Source organism: Enterococcus sp. AZ141, from assembly GCF_051714385.1.
In the GTDB taxonomy this organism is placed as follows: Bacteria; Bacillota; Bacilli; order Lactobacillales; family Enterococcaceae; genus Enterococcus_D; species Enterococcus_D entomosocium.
In genome coordinates this window covers 1563793-1587338 of record NZ_JBIORT010000001.1, presented here as the reverse complement: position 1 = coordinate 1587338, position 23546 = coordinate 1563793, and the positions used below count along the sequence as shown (strand labels likewise).

Here is a 23546-nt window from a genome sequence, read left to right as displayed (position 1 = left end):
TATTTAGTCTTCTAAATAAAGCATGATGGTCTGGATCTCAAAAGGCTGGAAATGGATTGTGATGCTTTGGGCATCCAGCGGCTCGACCGGCAGTTCAGCGACGCTGTCTTCCAAAAGATTCGTTAAAAATGCTTTTTTGATTCTTTTTTGGCAACGCAATTGACAGGCGGTGGTTTGATTGTGATATTCATACAACCGCACGATCAGTGCCTCTTCATCTTCGGCTTTTTTCACCGTATCCAGCAAGACATTCTTTTGATCGACTGCTAGAAAAGCTTCTGCTGATAGTTGTGGCACACTTGGAACGGTTAGAACGGGAACATTCAATGCCAAAGCTTCTTCCATCGTTTGCGCGTCTTGCCAAGTTCCTTCGTGGGCGTACAAGGAATAGGTAAACTCATGAAGGCCTTGATCCGCTTCAGGATACGGATCAATCGGCGATTTAATCAAAGAAAGCCCGATTTTTTGATAATCCGTATTGAACCCATATTTCGAATCCGTCAAAATACTAACCCCATAATTCCCTTCTGAGAGATCTACCCATTTTTGTCCACAGCTCTCAAAACGCGCTTGGTCCCATGTCGTGTTTTGATGCACAGGCCGTTTTACCTGCCCGAATTGAATATCAAACGTTGCTTCCAATGTGTTAACATCAATCGGCATCAATGCCTTTAACAGCAGTTGATGCTGGTGCCAATCAACCGCTGTTTCAAAATCGATTCTTCCCGTGCCATGGTAAAAATGCAGCCATTGCGTAATAAAAGAATCTTCAAACTGACGTTTGATCTTCAAGGTATCGCGAATCTCCCCTTGCTCAACAACCTCAGCTGAGAGAACTTGCTTCACAGGATAAGGCTTCTTCTGGTAATAAATATCAATGTCCCACGCATCATAATCCATTGGCAGATCTTCGTAAGCCACTAACTGATTCAACCGCTCTCCTTTTGGCACGATCTCTCGCTGCTGCCGTTTGTCAAATAAAGAGATGATGTCAAAGTGTTCGTCAAAAATCACTTTAAAATCAACCGTTTCAAACGATTCCTCCAGCCGCATTGCCACTTGCTTTGATTGAGGCACAGCTGAGACAGGGGTCAATTTTTTGCTACTCAATCCAGCCATGGCGAGAATTTTGACTAAGAGCCGGTCATCATGGGTCCGCTGAATCAGGTAAGCTTCTTTGATCCCTGTCTGATCGTCTAAATAGACCAGACCCGTCCGCTCTTGTCCCAGCGGATTAAAGACATGCCATGACGTAGCTTCGGCTGCTTGCGCCGCTGGAATCAAAGCTTCGATCAGCTTGCAGCCTTTATCAAAGAGCTGTTGATATTCTTGATCCGTCTGATCATAAACTTCTTTGATCGAGCTTCCCGGCAGAATGTCATGGAATTGATTAAATAGCAGCTGTTTCCAAAGTTGTTCTAATTCAGCTTGCGGATAACGATTGATTGCACAAATACTATAAAGTTTTTCAATCGTCTGTAAGAAAAATTCTCCTTGGCGATTGGCCTTCTTGTTTTTGCCAATCGAAGTCAGTGTTCCACGATGGTATTCAAAGTACAATTCGCCGTACCAGACCGGGCCAGGTTTTTCCTTAAAAGAATCTGCCAGTCGATCAAAAAAGCCCCCCACATGATTGCCAGTAATCGTCGGCATATCTGGCAGTGTCTTTTGCAGCCGTTTCTGGACTTCTAGCATCTCTTTCGTTGGGCCTCCGCCACCGTCACCGTACCCATAGGCAATCAAAATTTCGTCGTGCTGATCTTTTTGCTGATAACGTTCAAAACTGCCTTTGATCGTGTAAGGATCTAGCAATCCATTATACGTCGTATAATAATCTCTTGGACTGTATCCTTCACTGATGGTGGTAATAAAATGCGTCAAAACGCGGCTGCCATCAATTCCTTGCCAATAGAAGGAATCATAAGGAATTTGATTGAACTGGTTCCATGACAGCTTCGTCGTCATAAAGTAGGGCGTATTTGTTTTGCGTAAAATTTGCGGCAAGGCGGCTGAATAACCAAAGACATCCGGTAGCCATAAGATGCGGCTATCGACTTGAAATTCCTCTTTCATAAACCGTTTGCCATAAAGGATCTGACGAACCAGCGATTCCCCTGAAGTCAAATTGCAATCGGCTTCCACCCACATCGCCCCGTCAACTTCCCATCTTCCTTCTCGAACTTTTTCTTTGATTGCAGCGTAAAGTTCAGGATAATGTGTTTTCATGGAGAGATACAGTTGTGGTTGGCTTTGAAAAAACGTGTAATCTGGATACTCCTCCATCAATTTCAAGACCGTCTGGAAACTGCGCTCACCTTTTTCAATTGCTTGCTGTGCCGTCCAAAGCCACGCCAGATCGATGTGGGTATGGCCGACAGCCGTCACTTTTTGTTTTGGTGTATGCGCTGGTAAGTAACATGACGCAAGCAGTTGCTTGGCTTTTGCGAGACTTTCATAGAATGCCGCTGAGTAGGGCGTACGAAAATCCAAGACATTGGCGACTTGACCAAGAACTTGTTGATAAAATGCTTCGTCACCGCCAAACGCACGAATGGCACGCCAACTATCAAACAGCGTATAAAAATCAAACCAGAGTTCATTGACGACAGGATCCAATGCCAATAAGTTGATATGCAGTGGGAATGGTTTATCGGAACGGCCCGAGAACAGATCAATCTTCAGTTTGACTGCTTTTTGTTGATATCCTTCAGCCAAAGTGACCTCTCGATGATTGACATCGATAGCTTGGACATAGGTATCGTCCAAATAAATTTTGATTTGGGGATTGGTGGTGTTGTCCCACTCTGAGAGACTTGAATAGACTTGTAAGACGACACAAGGATTCCCTACCCAGTCAGCGGGAACTTGAAAGCTGCCTTTCAACTGATAATAGGTGTTTTTTTCTCCGAAATAACTCCCTTGTTCATACGGTACCCAATCCTCTTGTTTTAAAAAAAGCGGGTCTATTGGCTGTTGATAGCGTACACGGTACTGTTTTAATTTGTAGAAAATTTTTCGGATGCGTTCAAACTCGTAAGGCTGCATAACTCTCATTTTTCTTTTGACTCCTCTATCTATTTTTTGAAAAAAAACGGGTGGAGATTGATTGTCTCGACCCGTTTCCCTTATCGTATGATATTAGTTTGCTTTCCAGCGGTCATAGGCCGTTTGATAGACTTCGACATATTCGTCAATGCCCATTGCTTCGATCGTTTTCACATAATCGTCCCAATTGTCTAATGGCTCGACACCTGTGATAAACTTCGCTTCCATTTGTTCTACATAAGTTGTCAAATCAGTGGCAGTGGCTGCTACTTTGTCATTTTCTTCAATCGTTAAATACAGTAGCGGGAATGGTACTTCAGCGATGTCTTCCATCTTTTCTGCCGTTTCTTGTGCAACCCAATCACTAAAACGAGTATCTGGTTCTTCATCAGCCGTTTTGCGGATATGGTATTCACCTGTTGTATCAATGACAATGTTTGGTGTAGTCAATCCATACGCCGGCGTGATTTTGCCGCGTTCGTCTTCCGTGTTGTCTGTATCAATGCCATCCACATAAACCCGGACTTTTTCGCCATCCGCATTTTCTTGGTACTCCCAAAGAACACCTTCTGGCCCTTGTTCAATATATTTTGTGCCTTCTTCCGAATAGAAGTAATCCACCCAACGCATGGAAGCTTCTGGGGAAGGATTGACATTGGTCAATGCAAAAGTTCCCCGAGAGATTCGTGGACTGCCAGGAATCTTGGCTTCTGGTGCCCATTCAGAGGTCAACGGTTGGAACATCGGATCGTTCATCGCCTCTGCCTCACTGCGACCAGTAGTAAAGAAGCTGAAATAGTCGGCAAAAAGCCCTAGTTGATTGTTTTCACCCTTCGCTTTTTTCTGCTCATCGGACTGTCCATAAACTTCTTTATCCAGCAAGCCTTCATCGTACAGTGTATTCATGTATTCCAAGAATGCTTTGTAGTTTTCTGATGTCGGTGTGTAGGAGACCACATCATCGTCCACTTGAATCCCGCGAGTCCGTAAGCCAAAGGCGGCCATCAACCAAACACGTGTCGAGTTCATATCGACATCCGTCAATGGAATCTCGTCTGCTTGACCATTTCCGTTAGGATCTTCGTCTTTGAAACGCGTCAACAATTCTTGCAGTTCCTCTGTGGTTTTCGGCAGTTCTGATACGCCTAAATTATCTAGCCACGTGCCGTTGTACCACATCGGGCCTTGCCACCAGATTGAAGTCGCATTCCGAGAGATCATTGGTAAGGAGTAAATGTGCCCATCTGGCGTGGTGATCGATTTTAAAATAGAAGGATCTTCTTGCGTCAGTGCATAAAGATTTGGCATGATTTCTGGCGTGATATACTCCTCTAAGGGAAGTAAAATCCCTTGTGAACCGTAATCGATCTCCATCGAAGCCGTCAGTGCTTGCGAACCAGCACCGTAAACGATATCCGGCAAGTCGCCGGAAGCAAAGGCTAAGTTCAGTTTCGTACTAAAGTCAGCCGATGGCGGTGTCGTATAAGTCAGTTTGATACCGGTTTTTTCTTGGTAATCCTGTAGCGTCGGCATGTCTTCCCACTCGGCCATTCCCACACCTGGTGCCATGATATTCAAGGTCAGCTCTTCGCCTTCTTTGATGATTGGAAATTGGCTGTCATGATTGATAGCAACCTCTTTTTTTTCTCCAGTTCCCTCATCTGAAGAATTGCCGCAGGCACCCAAGACGAGGGTACTGCATAAAGCGACACCCGCCATTCCTAAAAGTTTCTTTTTTAATCCCATTTTCTTCCTCCTTTGATTTTTTTATCCTTTAATTGAACCGACCATCATGCCCTTGACAAAATACTTTTGTAAGAACGGATAGACGATGATTACCGGTAACGAAGAAACGATCATGACACCGTACTTGATGACTTGAGCGAGTTGCTGTTTGCTGTATAGCATATTCGCCATTTCTGAAGTCACATTGCTGACGGTATTTGAAGACATATCTTGAAGAATCAAAATTTCTCTTAAAATCATCTGCAGCGGGTACATCGATCGATCAGAAAGATAGATCAATGCGTTAAAGAAGCTGTTCCAATGTCCGACGCCATAGAACAAAGCCATTACCGCAATGATCGGCGTTGATAATGGTAAAACGATCTGCATGAATAGACGAAAATCGGAACAACCATCCACAATCGCTGCTTCTTCCATCTCTCGCGGAATTGTGGATTGAAAAAACGTTCGTGTGACAACCACATTGTAAACCGAGACGGCCCCTGGAATCACCAGTGCCCAAACGGTATTCAGCATACCTAAGCTGCGAATCAGCAAATAGCTGGGAATCAAGCCACCAGACAGGAACATGGTAACCAGCATAAAATTGGTGAAGGCCCGTCGCCCATAAAAATCTTCTCGCGATAACGCATAGGCACAAGGCAAGGTTACCAAGAGATTGATCGATGTTCCTAACACTGTATAGTAGATCGTGTTCAAATAGCCACGCCAGATACTGCTGTTGCCCAATAATGTTCGATAGCCTTCGAAGGTGATTCCTTTTGGTAAAAGCCACATTTCACCTGAGTTTACCAGATGCGGATTTGAGATCGAAGCGCTGACGATATAGATCAGCGGATATAAAACGATCAGCAATGAAATTGCTAAAAACACATAAACAAAGATCAAAAAGATTTTATCAGCACGGGTATCTTTTATTAAAGAAGTTGTTTTCACTTTTGATCCTCCCTCCTACAATAGACTAGAATTGCTTAAACGTTTGGCAATATGATTGACTACGATCAACAAAACTGAATTGATCAATGAGTTAAATAGGCCGACTGCCGCAGCAAAACTGTACTGCGCATCTAACAGCCCTTGCTGGTAAACAAAGGTCGCAATCACATTCGAGGATTGCATATTCAAAGGATTCTGCATCAAGATGATTTTTTCAAACCCAACTGACATCAAGCTGCCGAAGCTCATGATCAATAAGATCACCATCGTGGGCATGATCGTTGGAATATTGATATACCAAACGCGTTGCAGACGAGAAGCGCCATCGATCGTTGCCGCTTCGTGCAGTTGCGTATCGACTCCAGATAGAGCTGCCAGATAAATCACAGACCCCCATCCCGTTCCTTGCCAAACTCCGGACAGGACATAAATCGTTTTAAACCAACGAGGATTGGTCATAAAGCTGATCCGCTCGAAACCCAAAAATTCTAATAGGTGATTGATGATCCCTGTTGAGGGAGATAAGAAAGCAATGACCATACCAACCATGACCACCACAGCAATAAAGTTTGGGGCATAAGTGACTGTTTGGGTAATCTTTTTAAACGGGCCGTCTTTGATCTCATTCAAAGCCAATGCCAGGATGATCGGCAGCGGAAAACCGACAACCAACGAATAGATACTGATTCCTAAAGTATTTTTGATGAGTTCCCAAAAATAATAGGAATCGAAGAAACGTTGAAAATGTTTAAATCCAACCCAAGGACTGCCCAAAATCCCTAATGAAGGCATATAATCCTTGAATGCAATAATGATTCCATACATCGGTCCATAAGAGAAAATCAAAATAATCAAAAATGCTGGCAACACAAACAAGTACAATTGCCGATTTTTCTTGATCTTCATTTTTATATCTTGTTTCTTTGTTTTAGGTACTGAAACGGTTTGTCTGATTGGCGCTGTTTCCATTCTTCCTCCTCCTTGCTTGGTGTTAGCCTTATCATGAATTGTATTCGCTTTCAAATCAATGTGTATTTTTTTCCCTATGTGTCGAAACGCGAATCCCAACTGCCCCAACGTTCGGCTGACTGATATCCGACCATAAGAGGTACGGTTCGGTAGCGTTTTTATAGACTGGTAACGCTTTTTTAGTGGCTAGATCAATTAGCTCGTCTTCTTCAGTTGCGCCGATCTCTGTTAAAGGAATCTGTTCGCAAGCGCCTGCAGCGATACTGCGAAATGCAAAATGAGCCTTGCCCTCTTTTTGATAGGTCAAATGCCATTCATTTGGCCAAGCTATTGGTTTCGCCCGCGTTTCATAGATGCCTTCACCATATAGCGCCAACCAATTGCCGATTTCTTCTAAGCGTTGGGTCTCTTCGAATGTAAATTCGCCATCAGGTGTTGGGCCGACACCTAAAATCAAATTTCCCCCTTTGCTGACTACCTCAATCAAGGTTTCCAGCAGTTCTTGGCTGCTCTTGAAGGTATCATTTGGCACATATCCCCAATCATTCCCAATCGGGATATTGCTTTCCCAAACTTTTTTAGGAATTTCTGCTAATGCAGGAATTTTGCGTTCTGGTGTCACATAGTTTTCATGACGGCCACCCATCATTCGATCAACGATGATCAATTCCGGCTGTTTCTCACGTGCAATCTCAGCTAAACGATCCATTTGTAGGTCTTCTTTTCCTTGCCCGCACCAACCGGCATCTAGCCAAAGAAAATCGACTTTTCCGTAATTGGAAGTAATCTCTACAATCTGACGATGCACAAATGACACATAGCGCGCCCAGATTTCTGGGTGAAGGTGGGTGTCATAGCTGGCATGACGGCCTTTGACGGTATCATCATCCAACCAGTAAAAAGGAGAATACCAGTCAGCTTTAGAATAGTAGGCTCCTGTTGCAATCCCTGCTTCTTGAAACGCCGTAAACACTTCTTGTAAAATGTCGCGTTTAAAGGGACTTAATTTCCCGCCGATTTTAAACTCTGACTCCATTGTGTTGAACATCGAAAACCCATCATGATGCTTTGTTGTGAATAAACAGTACTTAAATCCCGCCTTCTTACAGATCTTGGCCCATTTACGGGTATCCAGCTTCTTCGGCTCAAATTGATTAATCAACTGCCAATAATCCAAACGCAGTGCTTCGATAGTTTCTCGATAGGGCTGGTTTTCTCTAGCCCATTCATCTTTTTCAGATAATTGCCATGATTCAACGATCCCCGCTTCGGCATACAGCCCATAATGGAAGATCACTCCGAATTTCAAGTCTTGAAACCATTCCAGACGCTGCTTGAGCATTTCTGTTTCTGGGACCCACGCTGCTTGCTCTCTCTCCTTGGCTTCTTCAATATCACCGCGAATTTTTGTCATGCATTTGCACTCCTTTCTTTGTTCTAAATGTAAGCGAAAAAAAGTCCATCTAACAATATGTAACTTTTTTTACTGTGTTAAACCAAGCAAGAGCGTTTGTAAAATTTGTAACGAAAAAAGCTTCCTTCCATAAAAGCGTTAGGAGAAATAAAGCGGATCAAATATATTTGCTGTGTTTTTCCTGTATGGGATGTGTGATTTTTTCATCCATGCCCATTATCCATGGATCAATGGTACGATAAGGACAACAATTAAAGCGGATACAAAATGGTTATCCGTAAGAAAGTGAGGATTTTATGAAACAATCCAATGGTCTTTATCATGTTTCCTATCAAGTCGGTGAATGGCTCCTCCATTGCCTAAAATTGCAGTTTCTTTGGTTTTATTGGGTATTTCGATATGGGATATTTTTAGGCATTTTCCCTGCCACCACTACGATTATCCAAGCTTTTTTCAACAGTTTCCAAAAAAAGGAACGCCCAGCGGCTTTGAAGCCTTGGTTCAGAACTGTCGTGAAAAAAAATTTCCGTCGCGCCAATCAATTAGGAGCCATGCAAGCGGGTTTGCTGCTTTTCTTATGGCTAGAATTGCGCATCTCTAGTACCTTTATCCAAAATAGCTTGATTCACTTTTTTTTGCTGCTGTTGTTTATCAGTGCCCTTTTGATCAGCTTGTATCTGCTGCCAGTGTATTTGCGTTATGACTTGCCCCTTCTTCACTATTTTAAGCAAGCAGTAATACTGATGGTTATCAGTATTCCCCAAACGATTGCGATGATTTTGGGAATCTTAGTAACTACAATCATTTTGACTTTTTTACCGATTTTATTAGTCATCGGCTTTGTTCCTTTTTTCCTTTTTCCAAATAGTTGGTTCTCTTTTCAAGCGATCCAACGTTCAGAATCATTGCTGATAAAAGAAACTTAAGAAGGGACGTTCGTAATGAAAGACATTTTTATCCAAAGTAATGAAAATCTTGATGATTTTTTTAGTCACATACTACCGGAACTAGCGTTGCGAGAATCACCGCAAGGGCATCCATTACAGCTGATTCAACGGCCCGGTTCTCTGAAAATTTGCCACGGTCCGCTAGCAACAATCATTTACTATCAAGAAAAGGCCCATTTATTTCGGGCATTAACTTTATGGGTGCATGAAGACCGCCCAGTCTATGTCTTAGAAGAACAGCCGCATTTTGAAGCAATTGGACCAATGATCGATCTGTCCCGCAATGCAGTAATGACCGTTGAAAAACTGCAACGCTTTATTCTATTGACAAGCAAGATGGGGCTTAATCGTCTCACGCTTTATATGGAAGACACTTATGAAATTCCAGAGTATCCTTATTTTGGTCATTTACGAGGCCGTTATACACAAGGTGAGTTAAAGAAGCTTGATAGCTACGCGCAATCTATAGGTGTAACTTTGATTCCGGCGATTCAAACATTGGCACACTTAACGAATCCCTTAAAATGGGGATTTGCTAAAAACATTCGGGACACGGAAGATATTTTACTGGTGGGAGAAGAAGAAACATATACCTTTTTGGAAGCAGCGATCTGTTCGATCCGTTCGTGTTTTACGACGGATCAGCTACACATTGGCATGGATGAAGCACACCAATTGGGGAAAGGAAGATATTTGGTATTGCACGGTTTAAAAGACCGTTTCTCGATTATGGCCGAACATCTGCAGCGGGTAGCTGCGCTTTGTCAAAAAGTGGGTTTTAAGCCGATGATGTGGAGCGATATGTTTTTTAGGATCGGTGCACCTACTGGTGATTATTACGATCCAGACGTGTGTTTTCCCACAGAATTGTTTGCTGACCTTCCTGCTGTCAAAATGGTTTACTGGGATTATTACCACCATGATCATGCCTCTTATCAGCGAATGTTTGCGAAACATCGGGAATTAAAACAGCCGATCGCCTTTGCTGGAGGTATCTGGACTTGGAACGGTTTGGCGCCGAACTATGGCAAGAGTTTCGCCACCATGCGTCATGCCTTGCAAGCCGCCAAAGAAAACGATGTTCAGGAAGTTTATGCCACACTTTGGGGCGACGACGGAGCCGAAACACCGCTGATTGCTGCGCTATTAGGTTTGCAATATTTCAGTGAAGCGCAGTTTGGAAACGACCTTTCGTTAGAGAATTTAACTAAAAAATTTCAGCTCTTTCACCAATCAATAGCCAAAGATTTTTTACTGCTTGATCGCTTTGATCAAACTGCAGGTGTACCAGAAAACAATCCTCACGGAGAAAACCCCAGCAAGCTGTTGCTCTACCAAGACTTGCTGTATGGCTTGTATCAAGAAAATTTAACTGATCTTTCTTTAGCATCCCACTATCAAACATTGGCTCAAGAGTTAGCCGCTGTGAAAGCAACACGGGACACACAAACGATGTTTGCCTTTTATCAACAGATGGCAGTCGTTTTGGCTAAAAAGGCCAACATTTCCCACCAAATCACCCGTGCGTATCAAAGCAAGGATCGCACCGGACTGTGCCAAGCAGTCGATGAGCTCAGTGTCTATAAATCCGCCTTGCAATCCCTTTATGAAGCCCATCGTCAAGTCTGGTTTGACTGGAATCGACCTTTCGGTTTTGAGAGTATCGATCTGCGCTATGGGGCCCTGCTGATGCGCTGTGACACGACACTCTGGCGGCTTACTGCCTTCTTGGACGGGGAGCTCGATACTTTGGAAGAATTGACTCAACCGTCCTTACCAATGGTGACCCCTTTCAGCGGCAACACTTCTGTGGGTCGCAATTTATTTCATGGAATCTATAGTGCGGGGAAAATTTCTGATGTTTAAAAGAAGGAGTGAGAAATTATGAAAACATCCTTGCTGCGCCGAACCATCATCGTGAGTTTGCTGGCTGTTGTTAGCCTATTCTTTCTCTATTTTCTAACAACCGATTCTTCTGCTCCAGTTCATGCCCAACCTTCAGAAAAACTGGAGATGACAGGTAATATTACAAATCAAGCAGCGGCGGAGGCTTGTTTGGCAGTGCTGAAAGAAAATTTACAAGCAGCCTCTGACCAAGATGCGACAGCTTATGCCGCCACGCTCGTGGCAGCGGCGCGAGCAGAGACGAGCCAAGAATTGGCTGATTTTTTTGCAGAAGAACAGCTGCAGCACACGCTGCTTTCTTTTGAAGTCGTTAAACAAGAGACAGGATCCATGCTGGTCGCGGCGCAGCAGAAAACGATCAGCCCAAAAGATTCTTCCTACCGTGATCACATCACAGAGGCTTACCATACTTTCGTTAAGGAAGCAGATGGCTGGAAAATTCAAGAAACAGTCATGACGAATACAGAATTTCTTTAAGTGAGTGAAAAAGGAGTGATTTTTAATGAGAACGTATAAGAATTGGCCTGCCAACTACCCTGATCCAAACTGGTTCCTCCATGATCGGTTTGGCTTATTCATCCATTTCGGCCTATTCAGTATTGGCGCTCGACACGAATGGTTTATGACGACAGAAAAAATTGGACCCACCACCTATCGCGAGAACTATTTTTCTCAGTTTGATCCTGATCTTTTCAACGCGGAGGAATGGGCTCAAACCGCAAAGAAGGCCGGTTTTCAATACATGGTCTTCACAACGAAACATCATGAAGGCTTTGCCCTTTGGGACACCGCGCTCAGCGACTACAAAGTAACCAACACCCCATTCAAGCGAGACCTCTTAGCAGAACTGCTGCCGGCATTTCGCAAGGTAGGCATTAAGGTCGGACTGTATCATTCGCTGATCGATTGGTATCATCCAGATTTCACGCTCGACGGCCTGCATCCGCAACGAGAGTCTATTCAAGCCCGTCAAACCAATGACCAGCGGGACATGCGCCGTTACCAAGATTTTTTGGCTGGTCAAGTCACCGAACTATTGACCAATTATGGAACCATCGATTATATGTGGTTTGATTTTCCTTATAGCCATCGAGATTGGGGCTGGTCAAAAGGCAAGGGTGCCGCCGATTGGGATAGTAAGCGGATCGAAGAAATTTGCCGAAGTCTACAGCCGGAGATGTTACTGAATGACCGTTTGGATTTGGGCCGCGGGATTACCACCCCTGAGCAATTCCAACCAGACAAACCATTAGAAGCGAATGGATTGCCTTTAATATGGGAAGCGTGCCAAACGATGTACGAAACGTGGGGCTATGATCGTGATGCTCAGCACTGGAAATCCAGTGAAATGATGACCAAAATGCTGATTGACACAGTAGCAAAAGATGGGAACTTTCTCTTAAATATCGGCCCGAATGCCCGTGGAGAAATCAACTTACCAACTCGCGGCCATTTAGAAGCCATCGGTTCATGGATGCATTATCATCAGCAAGCGATTATCGGCTGTGGTGCCAGCACTTTTCAACCGCCTATTGACAGTCGTTACACCCAAAACGGGAATAAACTTTACTTGCACCTCTTCTCCTACCCCTACAAATCCTTGCATCTTCCGGGACTTGCAGGATGCGTGAAGCATATCCGTTTCTTACATGATGGCTCCGAGTTGTTTTATCGAGGATTTGATCCCGAGGAAGTTCTCACGTCAGCGGAAGCCATCATCAACAAAGAGGACCTTGTTCTCAGCTTACCCGTCTGCCCCCCAGATGTGTTGGTACCAGTGGTCGAAATCACTTTAAAAGAAATATAAGCGCCTATTGCACTGTCCTAAATGAATATTTTATTGATACAAAAACATTGTCCTTACTTTCTTTACAAAAAAATGACTAGAAACTGATCGTTTCTAGTCATTTTTTATGGCTATTTTTTCAAAAACTCCCCAAATTCGCTTATACGAAAGTAGCGAGCTAGCTTGTTGAACAGGTGATGAGAACATGCAAACAAGCTGCGGGGTTAATCCTTTTTTAAAGGTACTTACCACGGGAGGGTCAAAGTTCCTTAGACAAATAAAGAACAAGATCGTCATTGTTACAACAAGGCACATTCATCGCACAATTCTGATTATTGAACCAAACACCAGATCCATCTGGAATATAGCCTTGTTTTACATACAGTCTCTGGGCCGATCCATAACCATTGTGTAAACCTACCCCTAATGTCACCACGGCAGCTATTTCTCGTGCCTTTTCTTCGGCTGCTTTTAAAAGCTGACTGCCTACCCCTTGTTTTTGATAAGATTCAAAAACATTAAAATCCACAATTTCTGGGTACAAGCCTTTAAATGGTCCGTGCTTTGCTAGAGGGACCAATGTCAAATACCCGGCAGTTTTGTTGTTTATTTTGGCAAGCAAAATGTATCTCTCCCCCGCTTCTTGCTCGTTTAAATACTCCATCAAGAGCTGCTGGCGAGAAGGCCACCCTTGCTTTAAAAACATTTGATCCATTTCAAGGATATCTTTTTTCTTCAACGGTTGAATGTCTATGATCACTTATTGCTCCATTTCTCCCCTCACTCGGAGTTACGTTCATTTTATCAAAATACTATTGGCTTTTGTTTCACTTGTCGCTAAACTTATTCATCATAAAGAAAACAACAGGGATTGTCAGCGATGTGCCCTTTCACCCAATTCCTCTAACAATCAGCTAAATGTCGCTTCCCACCCATCATAAAGCTTTCGAAATGTTTCTTTTGGTCGATTTGGCTCATTATAAACTTTTTGGCTAATGGCCGTTTGGAGCCAAAAAATCGCTTGGATCACTTCACGACTAGTCTGAGCCTCAGGTACATCCGCCCAGACGGATAAAGCGATCGCCTGTGTTTGGGCAAGCTGTTCCTGTGCAACTTGTTGTCCATTGGCAAACGTCGTCAACTGGAATTCATTGCTGATTTTTTCGTAAGTTGGGTAGGTATACCCTGCTGCTTCTCCTAAGACATAATAGAAAAAATTATCATTGTGATTGATCATGGTATAGCCCTTTTCAAAAAAGACATCCGCCGGCGCCATATTCTGGTTCCAACGGGTCCAATAGGAGATTTGACAATTCTCCGTCAACGTTGTCTGCTCTTGGCGATTCAAGCGGTAAAACCCATCATTCCAGACCCGTACAACAAAGCCGAGACTTTCAACAAAGGCCGCCAGCTCATTGACATAATCAATAAAGACTTCGATTCCGCTGGCTTTTTCCCCATAGCGCTCGCGGGCAGCTTCGATCATTTGTGGAAAGTTTTCTAACTGGTCAAAATCAATAAACTCATCGGCCCCGATGTGAAAATAGGTGCTGTCTTCAAACAGTTGCGCATATTCCCGATAAACTTCCTGAATAAAGGCTACCGCTTCTGAATCCAAAATGTTCAATGCTCGATCATCACGAGTGCCATCTGCTGTCAGCAATTGCCATTGAGGTTTTTGTGCTAGGACTTGACGCAAATGACCAGGAGAATCAAAATCAGGGATAATGGCAATTTCATGGTTTTGAGCATACGCAATCAATTCACGAATTTCTTGCTTGGTCAAACATTCTTCCGAAACAATTTCTGGAAATTGCTGGGATTCAATCCGAAAGCCTTCGTTTTCCGAAAAATGAAGTTGCAGATGCGTGAATTGGAAGCAAGCCATGCTGCGGACGATTGCTTTCAAATCAGCTAGCGAATAAAATTTGCGCCCGATATCGATCATCAGACAGCGTTCTTTAAGCGCTGCTAGATAGCTTTTCTGTGCTAATTGACCCGTCGCCTGATCTCGGCCATATTTGGTTAACGCGTAAAAGGCATGTTCTGGCGAGGACACACTGATTGTTTGGTTTTCAAATCGAAAATCAGCATCCAGCTGCGGATCGATCACTATTTTCGGTAACGGATCTTTCGCCGACTGCCAACCTATTTCCTCAAAAAAGACGGCTGCTCGTTGCTGAACTTTTGTCAAATCAACTTGTTTGTTCATCTCATTTTCCCCCATACTTTCAATAATTTCTCATTTTTTGGTTCATTTCACGGTATTGCCCTGGTGTCACACCCACTATTTTTCGGAACTTTCTCGTATAATTGGAAACATCATAATACCCATTGTTGCGAATAATTTCTTTGATTGGCAAATCTGTTTCAATCAGTTCCTCTTTGATTTTTTTCAGTCTTAGTTCTTGAATATATTTGGAGAAGGTTTTGCCGCTTTCTTTTTTTACAAAACGGCTGACATAAGAGACAGAAACACCAACCTCCTCTGCCACCGATTCCAAGGAGAGCTGTGAGGAATGGTAATTTTCTTGGATAAAACTGAAGATTTTCTCATTCATTTCCGACTCATCATCCAGCGGCTGTTTCTGCACCTTCGTGCAAATCTGCTGGGCAATCGTTAACAAGGCAGACTGCAATTGATTCAAGCTGTTGAAATCAGCACTTTCAGAAGCGGTATGCAGTACTTCTGCCCCCACCAATTCACCGCCGACTTGCGCGATCGTATTCAACAAGTAGTAGCCATACATTTTTTGGACACGAGGCGAAGTCTGTTTACTCTCGCCTTCTTCGATCAACCGCTGGATCGTTTCACTGGCAATCTCAATATTTCCTTGATTCAAGGCTTGGATCAATTTTAATTTTTGATTGTCTGGATAATTGATTGGCAAATGATTGGTCTCTTTGGAAAGCTCCGCATAGTAGCTGATTTGCTTGCCTTGACTCCCTTGATTTTCCAGTGCTGCCAACCCTTCGATATAGGATTCATTGATGGCGGTTAGTTGATCGACCGTCATACCGACACCCATTGTGGGTGTTAGGGAGATCGCATGGGTAATTTTTTCCGCAATGGCATCCACAATTTCTTGTTGTTCTTTGCCATCAACAAACCCTACTGTCAAGGCTAACATTTCTTTGGATAAAATTTCCGTCGCATATGCCGTATAATCCGCCTCTTTGATTTCCTCGATATAATCGATCAGAAATTTTTTATCTCCTTGCTTGGCTTTGGAATCCACAGTTTTCGTATCGATGGCGATCACAAAGTAATTTGACTTAGGAAAGCAGACATGAACCGCTTCTAAAAGCAAAGCCAGTTCTTGCTCGGACCGAAAACGTCCGCTCATTAATTTGCGCAGCACTTGCTCTCTGGCATGAGGTGTTTGCAGGCGGACTTCCTGATGCAGTTCTTGGTGCTCAACCAAAAATGCCTCCAAGGTATTATGGACATCATCCATCGAATGAAGGGTCATTTTGGGGTCCCGATGAAACTCCTGAACCAGATTTTCGATTTTGCGAATTGGGCGATAACTACGTAACCCAAGCATCACGACTGCAGTGATACCCGTAAATAATATGGCGATAAATACTAGGACGAACTGCTCTTGTACACGGTTGACCGATGCCAGCGCTTGATTCGGATTAGCAACGGCTACCACTGAAATATTCAATTCATTATTGGCAATCGCTTGAACAAAATACGTTGATTGTTCAAACCGCATTCGTCCTGTTTGAATGCCTTTTTTCATGCGTTCGGGATGATTTAAAAAGCGCGCTAACTCATCATTGGTGGTACTGGCTAATAACTGGTACTCATCATTGATAATATAGGTGTTACTGATCCCATCGTTATTGCTGAGATCAAGAATTCTCTTCAAATTGTTCTCTTTGATTTCATAGATCGCTGAGCCATAGACAGTCATCTCTTCACTTTGAATGGGAACGATATAAAAGAAACGGGAATATCGCTGCTCCTCACCGGCGCCTTCTAATGTCAACAATGTAGGCGCTGAGGAATCCAATTGTGCGGCTAACTGTTCCTGGCCCATTTCATTTTTCGGCAGTACTTTTTTCAAAAATGTGTCAAAAGAGAATGATCCTACGGTTGAATACAAGGTTGCTGGGGACTCTTTATAATATAAATAGACTTCTTCGACTAAGTCGTTGGTGATTTTGTACGTTTGCATGGCCTCTCTTGCTTCTTTGGTCAAGTAAGGATGCTGCAAATATTTCAATGAGACAACATGATCATTGGTCATTTTTTGCGTCAGATAATTCAATTGAATAAACGTATTTTCTAAAGAATATTTCAACTGAATCAATTGATTTCTAGCGGTCAGCATCACTTGTTCATTGATACTTTTGACAGATGTATCATACCAAATCCATGACACGGCTAAAAAAGGCACTAAAAACACGATTAAATAAGAGCTGATGGCACGAATGATTCCCCTAAATAGTTTTTGACGATTCAGTTCCGTGTACTTTCCCATTTGCATCACCTATTCTCTGTTATTTCGAAAGCTAAAAAACGCTTTCATTTATTGGTACTTATTTAGGAGAAAAGAATGTATGATACTCTAATAAAATACGCTTTATTTTAATAAAAAACAATGCTTTTTTACAAGTCAGCTATCAGGCTTGTATTTTCTTAACCAGTTATAACAAGCGCCCAATAAATTAGATTCATTGCCGAAACGACAGGCACAAATGTTTGGCACGATAACAGTACTAGGAATCTGCTCAGCAATCATAGCTAATCGTGCGTTTACATGTGGGATCAAGAAACGGCTCGCACTGATTCCACCGCCAATCAAGATGATTTCCGGATCAATCATATATTGCAGGCTATAGCAAGCCGCCGCCAGTTTATCGACAAAATCAGCTACTACTGGCAGACATCGCGGATCTTGTTCTTGAACCAGTGTATCAATACGCTGGCCATTGATTGTTGGGTCTCCGATACGTTTTGCTGTTTTCTCTACTAATGTTCTGGTTGACCCTGCAATGCTCCAAAGTTCCCAATCCTTCCTTTCGGTCGGAAAAAGCAGATAACCAAACTCTCCTGCTAGTAAGTGTTTGCCGCGAATCAATTGATGATCGATCATCAAGCCACCGCCAACGGATGTACCTAGGACAATTGTCGCAAAGGACGCACAATTTTGAGCGTGACCCAACCATTTTTCTGCCAATAACGCACAGTTGCCATCATTTTCGGCAGCCACTGGACATTGGTATGTACTGCGCAAATGCTTAACCAGTCTTTTACCAAATCCTTCATATAAAGGTGATGTCATCCCGATTTCTTGGCTTCGGGGATCAACCAGTCCCGTTGAGCTAATAGCGATGCCATCAAATGCTGCTGCATAGAATGCATCGATCTGTCGACATATACGTTGCGTGACTGTGGAATATTCCTTGTTCATAGGAAATTGAGTCAATTGTCTGCGTTCCCCTTGACTATTCACTAACCCACATTTAATAGCAGTACCGCCAATATCAATTGCTAAAATCCACATTTTCTTGACCTCACAAGGTTTTCTTTTGTCTTGCATTCAGTATACGCAACCAATGTTTTCAGCGACCATATGTATTTCTTGCAACAATATGTCAAATCCGTCCAAGCCATAAAAAAGCCCGCAACGAAAGATATCTTGCATTTAGAAAGAATATACATTGTACATACAGAGATAGCTTCTCTGCTTATTTTTTTAGCACTTGAAAGACCTGGTTTAACGTTCAGCTTCACAAAAATGTTCATCATGCAAAGCTAAAAAATAGAACTATTAGATACAATGTCTGAGAATTTTATAAACAAAGGAATCAGCTACTCCCGTTTTTTCTATTAAGATAAGCTATAAACAAAAAAACCGTCACGCATAAGACATCCTCTCATGCGTGATCGGCATTCTACTTACTCATTGAATTTTAGGAATAGATCAAACAATTTTAAGAACTTAGTTGCAGACTCTTGGTGTCACAACAAAAAATCTATTCGCAGTAAACTAATTTTGTTCTGTTCTTACACTCTGGTCACTTATTGCTCATTTGATTCATAAAACCTCAATAAAGCGCTTGTGCTCGTTCAATACAATTCCTGCTCCAAATAATCCACCAACGGAACCAAGTATTTTTTATCCGTCCAATCGCAATCTTGTCCATTGGCTTCCATGAGTACCTTCGTCTGTGGGTCATAGGTGTGTGGCTCTTTTTTAGCGGCCGCTTTTCTTAACATTTTCACTAAGGTTCGATCAAAAAAGTTCATTTTGCTTTCCTGCCATTGTCCTCTTCCGTAAAAAAAGGGGATGTCCTTTAGCGGACCCGTGAGATTCTGTTCTCTGAGTTTTTTCACTACCACTTTTTCAGGAACAGAAGCTCCCGCACAAAAGATGAGTATCTCTTTGCCTTTTAGCTGATTGCTATTCTTTTTTAAAAAGGACAGTCCAGCAATACCCGAAGCATAGATTCCCCCACAGAAGATAATTGTGTCATAATCCATTACTTCAGCTATTTTGGCTTTTGGGGTTTCTAGGCAGGGAAAACCTGTTGCTTCTTGAAGCCAGTGGACATACTTTTTGACAGCGCCGTATTTCGATTGATAAACAATAATGCCATTTTTCATGAGGAATTCCTCCCTGCAGTTAGGACTGCGACCTACTTTTTGTGCCATCTATTGCCTGTTTCAAAAACATCTCGTAAGCTTCTTCCTGTTGTGCATAGATTTCACCTAGTGGAATACCTGGTGTCGTTACTGCGAAAATCGTGCCGATTCCGATCGTGTAAATGAGCATATGCAAGTGCAGCTGTTTGGCGGTTTCTATGCTGATGTTCAAATCGGCGGCAATCCTTTTCGCTACTTGAGGATTCGTCTCCAACTGATACAGCTCTTCTAATGACGAAACATTCGCTCTTTTTTGTAAGACAAAAATTCTCAAAATTTGGGGTTCTTCTTTCGCCAATTGCAAATATGCGTGTCCGGTACTGCGAAACAGATCCTGGGAGTCACTATGGGCTTCTAAAAACTCTTGTAAAAATTGCCGTGCTCTCTGCTCTACTTCTGTCCGCAGTCCTTCCATATTGGTGCAATAACTATAAATGGGCTGGACTGAACAGCCTAACTTTTCCGCAATATTTTTGACAATCACTTGCTCCATACCGCCTTTTCGAGCAATCTCAAAAGCGGCATCAACCACCATTTCCTTTGTTATTCGTTGTTTTGGCATCCAAGACCCTCCTTAAGCACAAGTCACATTATATAAACGATTTATATAACTCGATTATATTCTTTTGTTCCTGCGAAGTCAATCGGGTCCAAGACAACTACTCCCTCGCTCTTTCTATTGAATAAAGAGCTGTCGGTTTCTCCCAAATCATCGTTCATAGGTTGTAAATCTTCCGTTACTTCCCAGTGATTGTTGGCTCTTTTATCCGCACAAAAAAGGTACAGCCCACAGAAAAAGGCTGTACCGTTGATAATACGTATGGACTCTTTTGCACTCGAAGCTGCTAAACTTCTGGGGTGTCCTCTGGTGGTGCTTCGAGGATTGGTTCTTCCTCTTCATACAAGGAGGAAACCCGCGTATACCATTCAAACACATGGGTAATGATCACCTTGGCAGCCGCATAGACAGGAATCCCTAAAATGACCCCAACAAGACCAAACAATTTTCCTGAAGTCAAGAGGACTAACAGGATCGTGACAGGATGGATCGATAACTCATTTCCTAGAACTAATGGCGAAATCAAGCGTCCTTCAATGGTTTGCTCAATAACAAAAACGATCAGAACTTGGATCAGTAACACGGGTCCGCCGACGATTCCTAAAAAGACCGCAGGGATCATGGCCAAAAAGGAGCCTAAATAAGGGATCAAATTTAGAAATCCCGCTGCAATCCCCAGTGTGATGGCATAATCTAAGCCAATAATACTAAAGCCGATCATAAACATCACTGCGACCGCAAACGCCACTGTCAGCTGTCCCCGAATATAGGAGGATACCTGGTCATTCATTTCTTTTAAAACGATCAGTGACGGCTGGCGCATTTTGGTTGGTAAAAATTTGACAAAATAAGGGGCTAGTTTGCGGCCATCTTTCAGTAGGTAGAACAAAATAAACGGCATGGTAATGACCGCTAAAACGATCGTCGCAACGGCCCCGAAGAAACTACCTAGATTTTGAATCGTACTGCGGGAAAGATTTTGGACGATATCCGTCAGAGAAGAAATCAACTTCTCATTGGAAGCTTCGATCTGATCTTGGACTTGCGAGAAGATTGGATCAGACAAGATTTCATTCACCTTATTCTCAATAATCGTCAAATACCCCGGCAGATTATCCGCAAAACTCATGGATTGCTCTTGGATCTTAGGAATGATGACCACCACCCCCCAGACAATCAGACCAACCACCAAAACAAAAAGACCAAAAATACTGTAAATTCGTTTGATTCCTTTGCGCTCCAAATAGTCAACAGTGGGATTCATCAAGTAATACAAGATCCCCGCCAAAATGATTGGCAATCCGACGATGGCTAAAAATTGCCAGACAGGCTCAAACAAATATGAAACTTTCGTGAAGAGCAGCAAAATTAAGAGAATCAATAAAATGACCAGCAAGCTGGTCACTGCTTGATTGTTTAAAAACCATTTCCAAAACCAGGAATGCGGCTTTTTCTGCGTTTCTTTCATGACATTCTTTGCCTCCTAGTTGTACGTCACTTGCATGCCGACTTCTAGGTTCGGCAAAACAGTTGGCGTTAAATAAATCGCACTTGAAAGCGGTTCTTCAGCCGGCACTTCGTCAAAGACAAAGGTCACATGCTGGATCGTTTGCAGGATTTGGTTAGCCACCGTTCCTACATATTGGACTTGATAGGTCTGATCACCAAAAGTAATCTGATCCTCTTTCTTTACGACTAACGCTTGCGAATCAGGAATCGTTTGGATGACTGAATATTCTCGCAATGTATCGGTCGCTTCTTCCCCAAAGAAGATGATCATTCTTTCTTGCGAATCGATCGCCTGTGGACCGATTTCTTTGATCGTCCCTTTTTTCATATGACAAACTCCCCTTTCTATCTTCTCGTTTATTATAACATAAAGAGTTTTTCTGCCCGCCCAAAACCGCATTCTATGGTAGAATTAAAGAGGAATGAAACTATTAGGAGGTTTTTTTATGTTGCAAACGATTTATTTAGGTACGTACACTCGTCGCGAAAGTAAGGGGATCTATTCGATCGCTTTAGATACGGAAAAAGGAACACTGACCGATTTGACCTTATGTGCGGAAGAAAAAAGTCCGACTTATCTTGTCCGCAGTAAAAAAGAAGCAGTTTACAGCGTCACAGAAGTAGCTGGCAACGGCGGCGCCGCTGCTTATACCCCAGACTTTACCTTGCTGAATACCGCAACGGAAGAAGGCGCACCCCTTTGCTATGTAGCAGTTGATGAAAACCGTCAGCTTTTATATGGTGCCAACTACCACAAAGGTGAAGTGAATGTTTATAAAATTCTAGAAGATGGCAGCATCGAAGCAACGGACAGCATCTACCATGATGAACCCGTCGGCTCTCATGAAAACCAAGACAAACCTCATGTCCATTATACTGACTTAACACCAGACCAACGTTTAGCAGTTTGTGACCTTGGAACGGACCGGGTCTATACTTATGATATTTCAGAAGATGGCAAACTGACAGAAGTAGCTGTCTATGTGGCAGAAGACGGAACTGGTCCTCGTCACTTAGTCTTCCATCCAAATAACCAATACGCTTACTTAGTGGGCGAATTAGACAGCTCATTGACTGTTTTACGCTACAATCAAGCAGATGGCAGTTTTGAGAAAATCCAAAAGGTGCCAACGATCCCTGCGGACTTTACGGATTTCAACAGTGGCGCTGCGGTACGGATCTCGAACGATGGACGTTTTGTTTACAGCTCAAATCGCGGCCATAATTCAATCGCTGTTTTTGAAGTAACCGATGAAGGCGCTGGCCTGGCTTTTGTTCAATCAATCTCAACAGAAGGCGACTTCCCTCGCGATTTCGATTTGGACCCGACAAACGATTATCTGGTTTGTGCCAACCAAAATTCTGATAACCTAACGTTATACAAACGCGATGAAGCCACTGGCAAATTGACTGTCTTAGAAAAAGACATCTACGCACCAGAATGTGTCTGCGTCTTATTCAAAAAATAAAGTTTTGGAGGATTCCCCCATGTTTGATAAAACACCAAAGGAACTCGTGCTCAAAGATTTTTCTAATATCTACAATAAATGTCAATCAACCTTTGAACTAGTGACGAGCCGCAAATACAATGAATCATTGGTCCTATTAACGACTGCGGAAACGTATGCGATCGCTGAAAAAGCCTATATTCGCTGCGATACTGCCAAAGAGCTGCAAACAGCGGAAGTCATTGCTTTCTTTGATGCTTTTGAGATCTATTATTTTGAATTAAAACAAGTCCTTTTTCATGATGACGATGATTTTGTTTCTTTAAAAAATCGTTTAGAAAAAATGAAAGACACTTACGAAGCATTGACAGCCTCATTTCATTTGTTATGATGAAATCAAATCAAAAGTGAAAAAGGTGACGTTATGAACCAAGAACAAGTGTTGGATCGTTTACGAGAAGAATTGGCCATGCCATTTTTCGAAGCAAAACTAGAAGACAAAGACTATTCCGAAGAAGACTATCAACAAGTCAAAGCGGATTTGGTAAAATACTTTGATGACTATGTACGTAATGTAGAAAATTAAGAAACAGCCTGCGATGATTCATTCATCGCAGGCTG

The 23546-nt window shown here is 42.8% G+C and carries 20 protein-coding genes; 7 read left to right on the top strand and 13 right to left on the bottom strand.

The features are described 5' to 3' along the window. Positions 1–3: 3 nt before the first annotated feature. From IGI89_RS07460 to IGI89_RS07440, 5 genes are all read right to left on the bottom strand, one after another. Positions 4–3054 (bottom strand): alpha-mannosidase, encoded by a 3051-nt coding sequence (locus IGI89_RS07460; RefSeq protein ID WP_438735487.1) that lies wholly within the window; start codon positions 3052–3054, stop codon positions 4–6. 84 nt (positions 3055–3138) lie between these two features. Further along, positions 3139–4791 carry an extracellular solute-binding protein gene (locus tag IGI89_RS07455; protein ID WP_061053315.1) on the bottom strand — a complete coding sequence of 551 codons (1653 nt, stop codon included), beginning with the start codon at positions 4789–4791 and terminating at the stop codon, positions 3139–3141. A gap of 21 nt (positions 4792–4812) precedes the next feature. After that, a complete protein-coding gene (locus tag IGI89_RS07450; RefSeq protein WP_008379474.1) occupies positions 4813–5727 on the bottom strand; it encodes a carbohydrate ABC transporter permease in 915 nt (304 codons plus the stop codon). 15 nt (positions 5728–5742) lie between these two features. Then, entirely contained in the window at positions 5743–6696 is a 954-nt protein-coding gene (locus IGI89_RS07445; RefSeq protein ID WP_008379472.1) for an ABC transporter permease, read from the bottom strand. A gap of 55 nt (positions 6697–6751) precedes the next feature. After that, complete coding sequence (locus IGI89_RS07440; RefSeq protein WP_429968106.1) at positions 6752–8110, bottom strand: alpha-L-fucosidase; 1359 nt, start codon at positions 8108–8110, stop codon at positions 6752–6754. A gap of 296 nt (positions 8111–8406) precedes the next feature. Between IGI89_RS07440 and IGI89_RS07435 the strand changes: the two genes are divergently transcribed. Genes IGI89_RS07435 through IGI89_RS07420 form a run of 4 tightly spaced genes read left to right on the top strand, consistent with a single transcriptional unit; the run spans position 8407 to position 12769 of the window. Then, on the top strand, positions 8407–9036 hold the full coding sequence (locus IGI89_RS07435) for a YesL family protein (protein ID WP_438735486.1): 630 nt from the start codon (positions 8407–8409) through the stop codon (positions 9034–9036). A gap of 15 nt (positions 9037–9051) precedes the next feature. After that, the gene (locus IGI89_RS07430; protein ID WP_438735485.1) at positions 9052–10923 is read left to right on the top strand and encodes a beta-N-acetylhexosaminidase; all 1872 of its coding nucleotides are present in this window, start codon (positions 9052–9054) and stop codon (positions 10921–10923) included. Positions 10924–10941: 18 nt separating this feature from the next. Beyond that, complete coding sequence (locus IGI89_RS07425) at positions 10942–11439, top strand: hypothetical protein (protein WP_016612906.1); 498 nt, start codon at positions 10942–10944, stop codon at positions 11437–11439. 25 nt (positions 11440–11464) lie between these two features. Further along, entirely contained in the window at positions 11465–12769 is a 1305-nt protein-coding gene (locus IGI89_RS07420; RefSeq protein ID WP_438735484.1) for an alpha-L-fucosidase, read from the top strand. A 238-nt stretch (positions 12770–13007) separates the two neighbouring features. On the opposite strand, the gene IGI89_RS07415 is transcribed toward IGI89_RS07420, so the two are convergent. The 8 genes from IGI89_RS07415 to IGI89_RS07380 form a co-directional block, all read right to left on the bottom strand. After that, positions 13008–13508 carry a GNAT family N-acetyltransferase gene (locus tag IGI89_RS07415; protein WP_005233764.1) on the bottom strand — a complete coding sequence of 167 codons (501 nt, stop codon included), beginning with the start codon at positions 13506–13508 and terminating at the stop codon, positions 13008–13010. Between the two features lie 150 nt (positions 13509–13658). Beyond that, the gene (locus IGI89_RS07410) at positions 13659–14960 is read right to left on the bottom strand and encodes a family 20 glycosylhydrolase (RefSeq protein WP_438735483.1); all 1302 of its coding nucleotides are present in this window, start codon (positions 14958–14960) and stop codon (positions 13659–13661) included. Between the two features lie 19 nt (positions 14961–14979). Beyond that, a complete protein-coding gene (locus tag IGI89_RS07405; protein WP_438735482.1) occupies positions 14980–17247 on the bottom strand; it encodes a helix-turn-helix domain-containing protein in 2268 nt (755 codons plus the stop codon). A 129-nt stretch (positions 17248–17376) separates the two neighbouring features. Beyond that, positions 17377–18303 carry an ROK family protein gene (locus IGI89_RS07400; RefSeq protein ID WP_101699360.1) on the bottom strand — a complete coding sequence of 309 codons (927 nt, stop codon included), beginning with the start codon at positions 18301–18303 and terminating at the stop codon, positions 17377–17379. A 530-nt stretch (positions 18304–18833) separates the two neighbouring features. Further along, positions 18834–19370 (bottom strand): flavodoxin domain-containing protein, encoded by a 537-nt coding sequence (locus tag IGI89_RS07395; protein WP_008379457.1) that lies wholly within the window; start codon positions 19368–19370, stop codon positions 18834–18836. Positions 19371–19389: 19 nt separating this feature from the next. Continuing rightward, positions 19390–19971 (bottom strand): TetR/AcrR family transcriptional regulator, encoded by a 582-nt coding sequence (locus IGI89_RS07390; RefSeq protein ID WP_429960248.1) that lies wholly within the window; start codon positions 19969–19971, stop codon positions 19390–19392. A gap of 283 nt (positions 19972–20254) precedes the next feature. Further along, entirely contained in the window at positions 20255–21436 is a 1182-nt protein-coding gene (locus IGI89_RS07385) for an AI-2E family transporter (protein ID WP_005233743.1), read from the bottom strand. 15 nt (positions 21437–21451) lie between these two features. After that, positions 21452–21805: a PTS glucitol/sorbitol transporter subunit IIA gene (locus IGI89_RS07380; protein ID WP_042890673.1), complete on the bottom strand. Its 354-nt coding sequence runs from the start codon at positions 21803–21805 to the stop codon at positions 21452–21454. A gap of 118 nt (positions 21806–21923) precedes the next feature. On the opposite strand from IGI89_RS07380, the gene IGI89_RS07375 reads away from it, so the two are divergent. The 3 genes from IGI89_RS07375 to IGI89_RS07365 are packed head-to-tail and all read left to right on the top strand — an operon-like array spanning position 21924 to position 23511. After that, the gene (locus IGI89_RS07375) at positions 21924–22946 is read left to right on the top strand and encodes a lactonase family protein (protein ID WP_034872149.1); all 1023 of its coding nucleotides are present in this window, start codon (positions 21924–21926) and stop codon (positions 22944–22946) included. A gap of 19 nt (positions 22947–22965) precedes the next feature. Beyond that, positions 22966–23316 carry a hypothetical protein gene (locus tag IGI89_RS07370; protein WP_005233740.1) on the top strand — a complete coding sequence of 117 codons (351 nt, stop codon included), beginning with the start codon at positions 22966–22968 and terminating at the stop codon, positions 23314–23316. Between the two features lie 33 nt (positions 23317–23349). Next, positions 23350–23511: a hypothetical protein gene (locus IGI89_RS07365; protein ID WP_005233739.1), complete on the top strand. Its 162-nt coding sequence runs from the start codon at positions 23350–23352 to the stop codon at positions 23509–23511. The last annotated feature ends 35 nt before the right edge of the window (positions 23512–23546 follow it).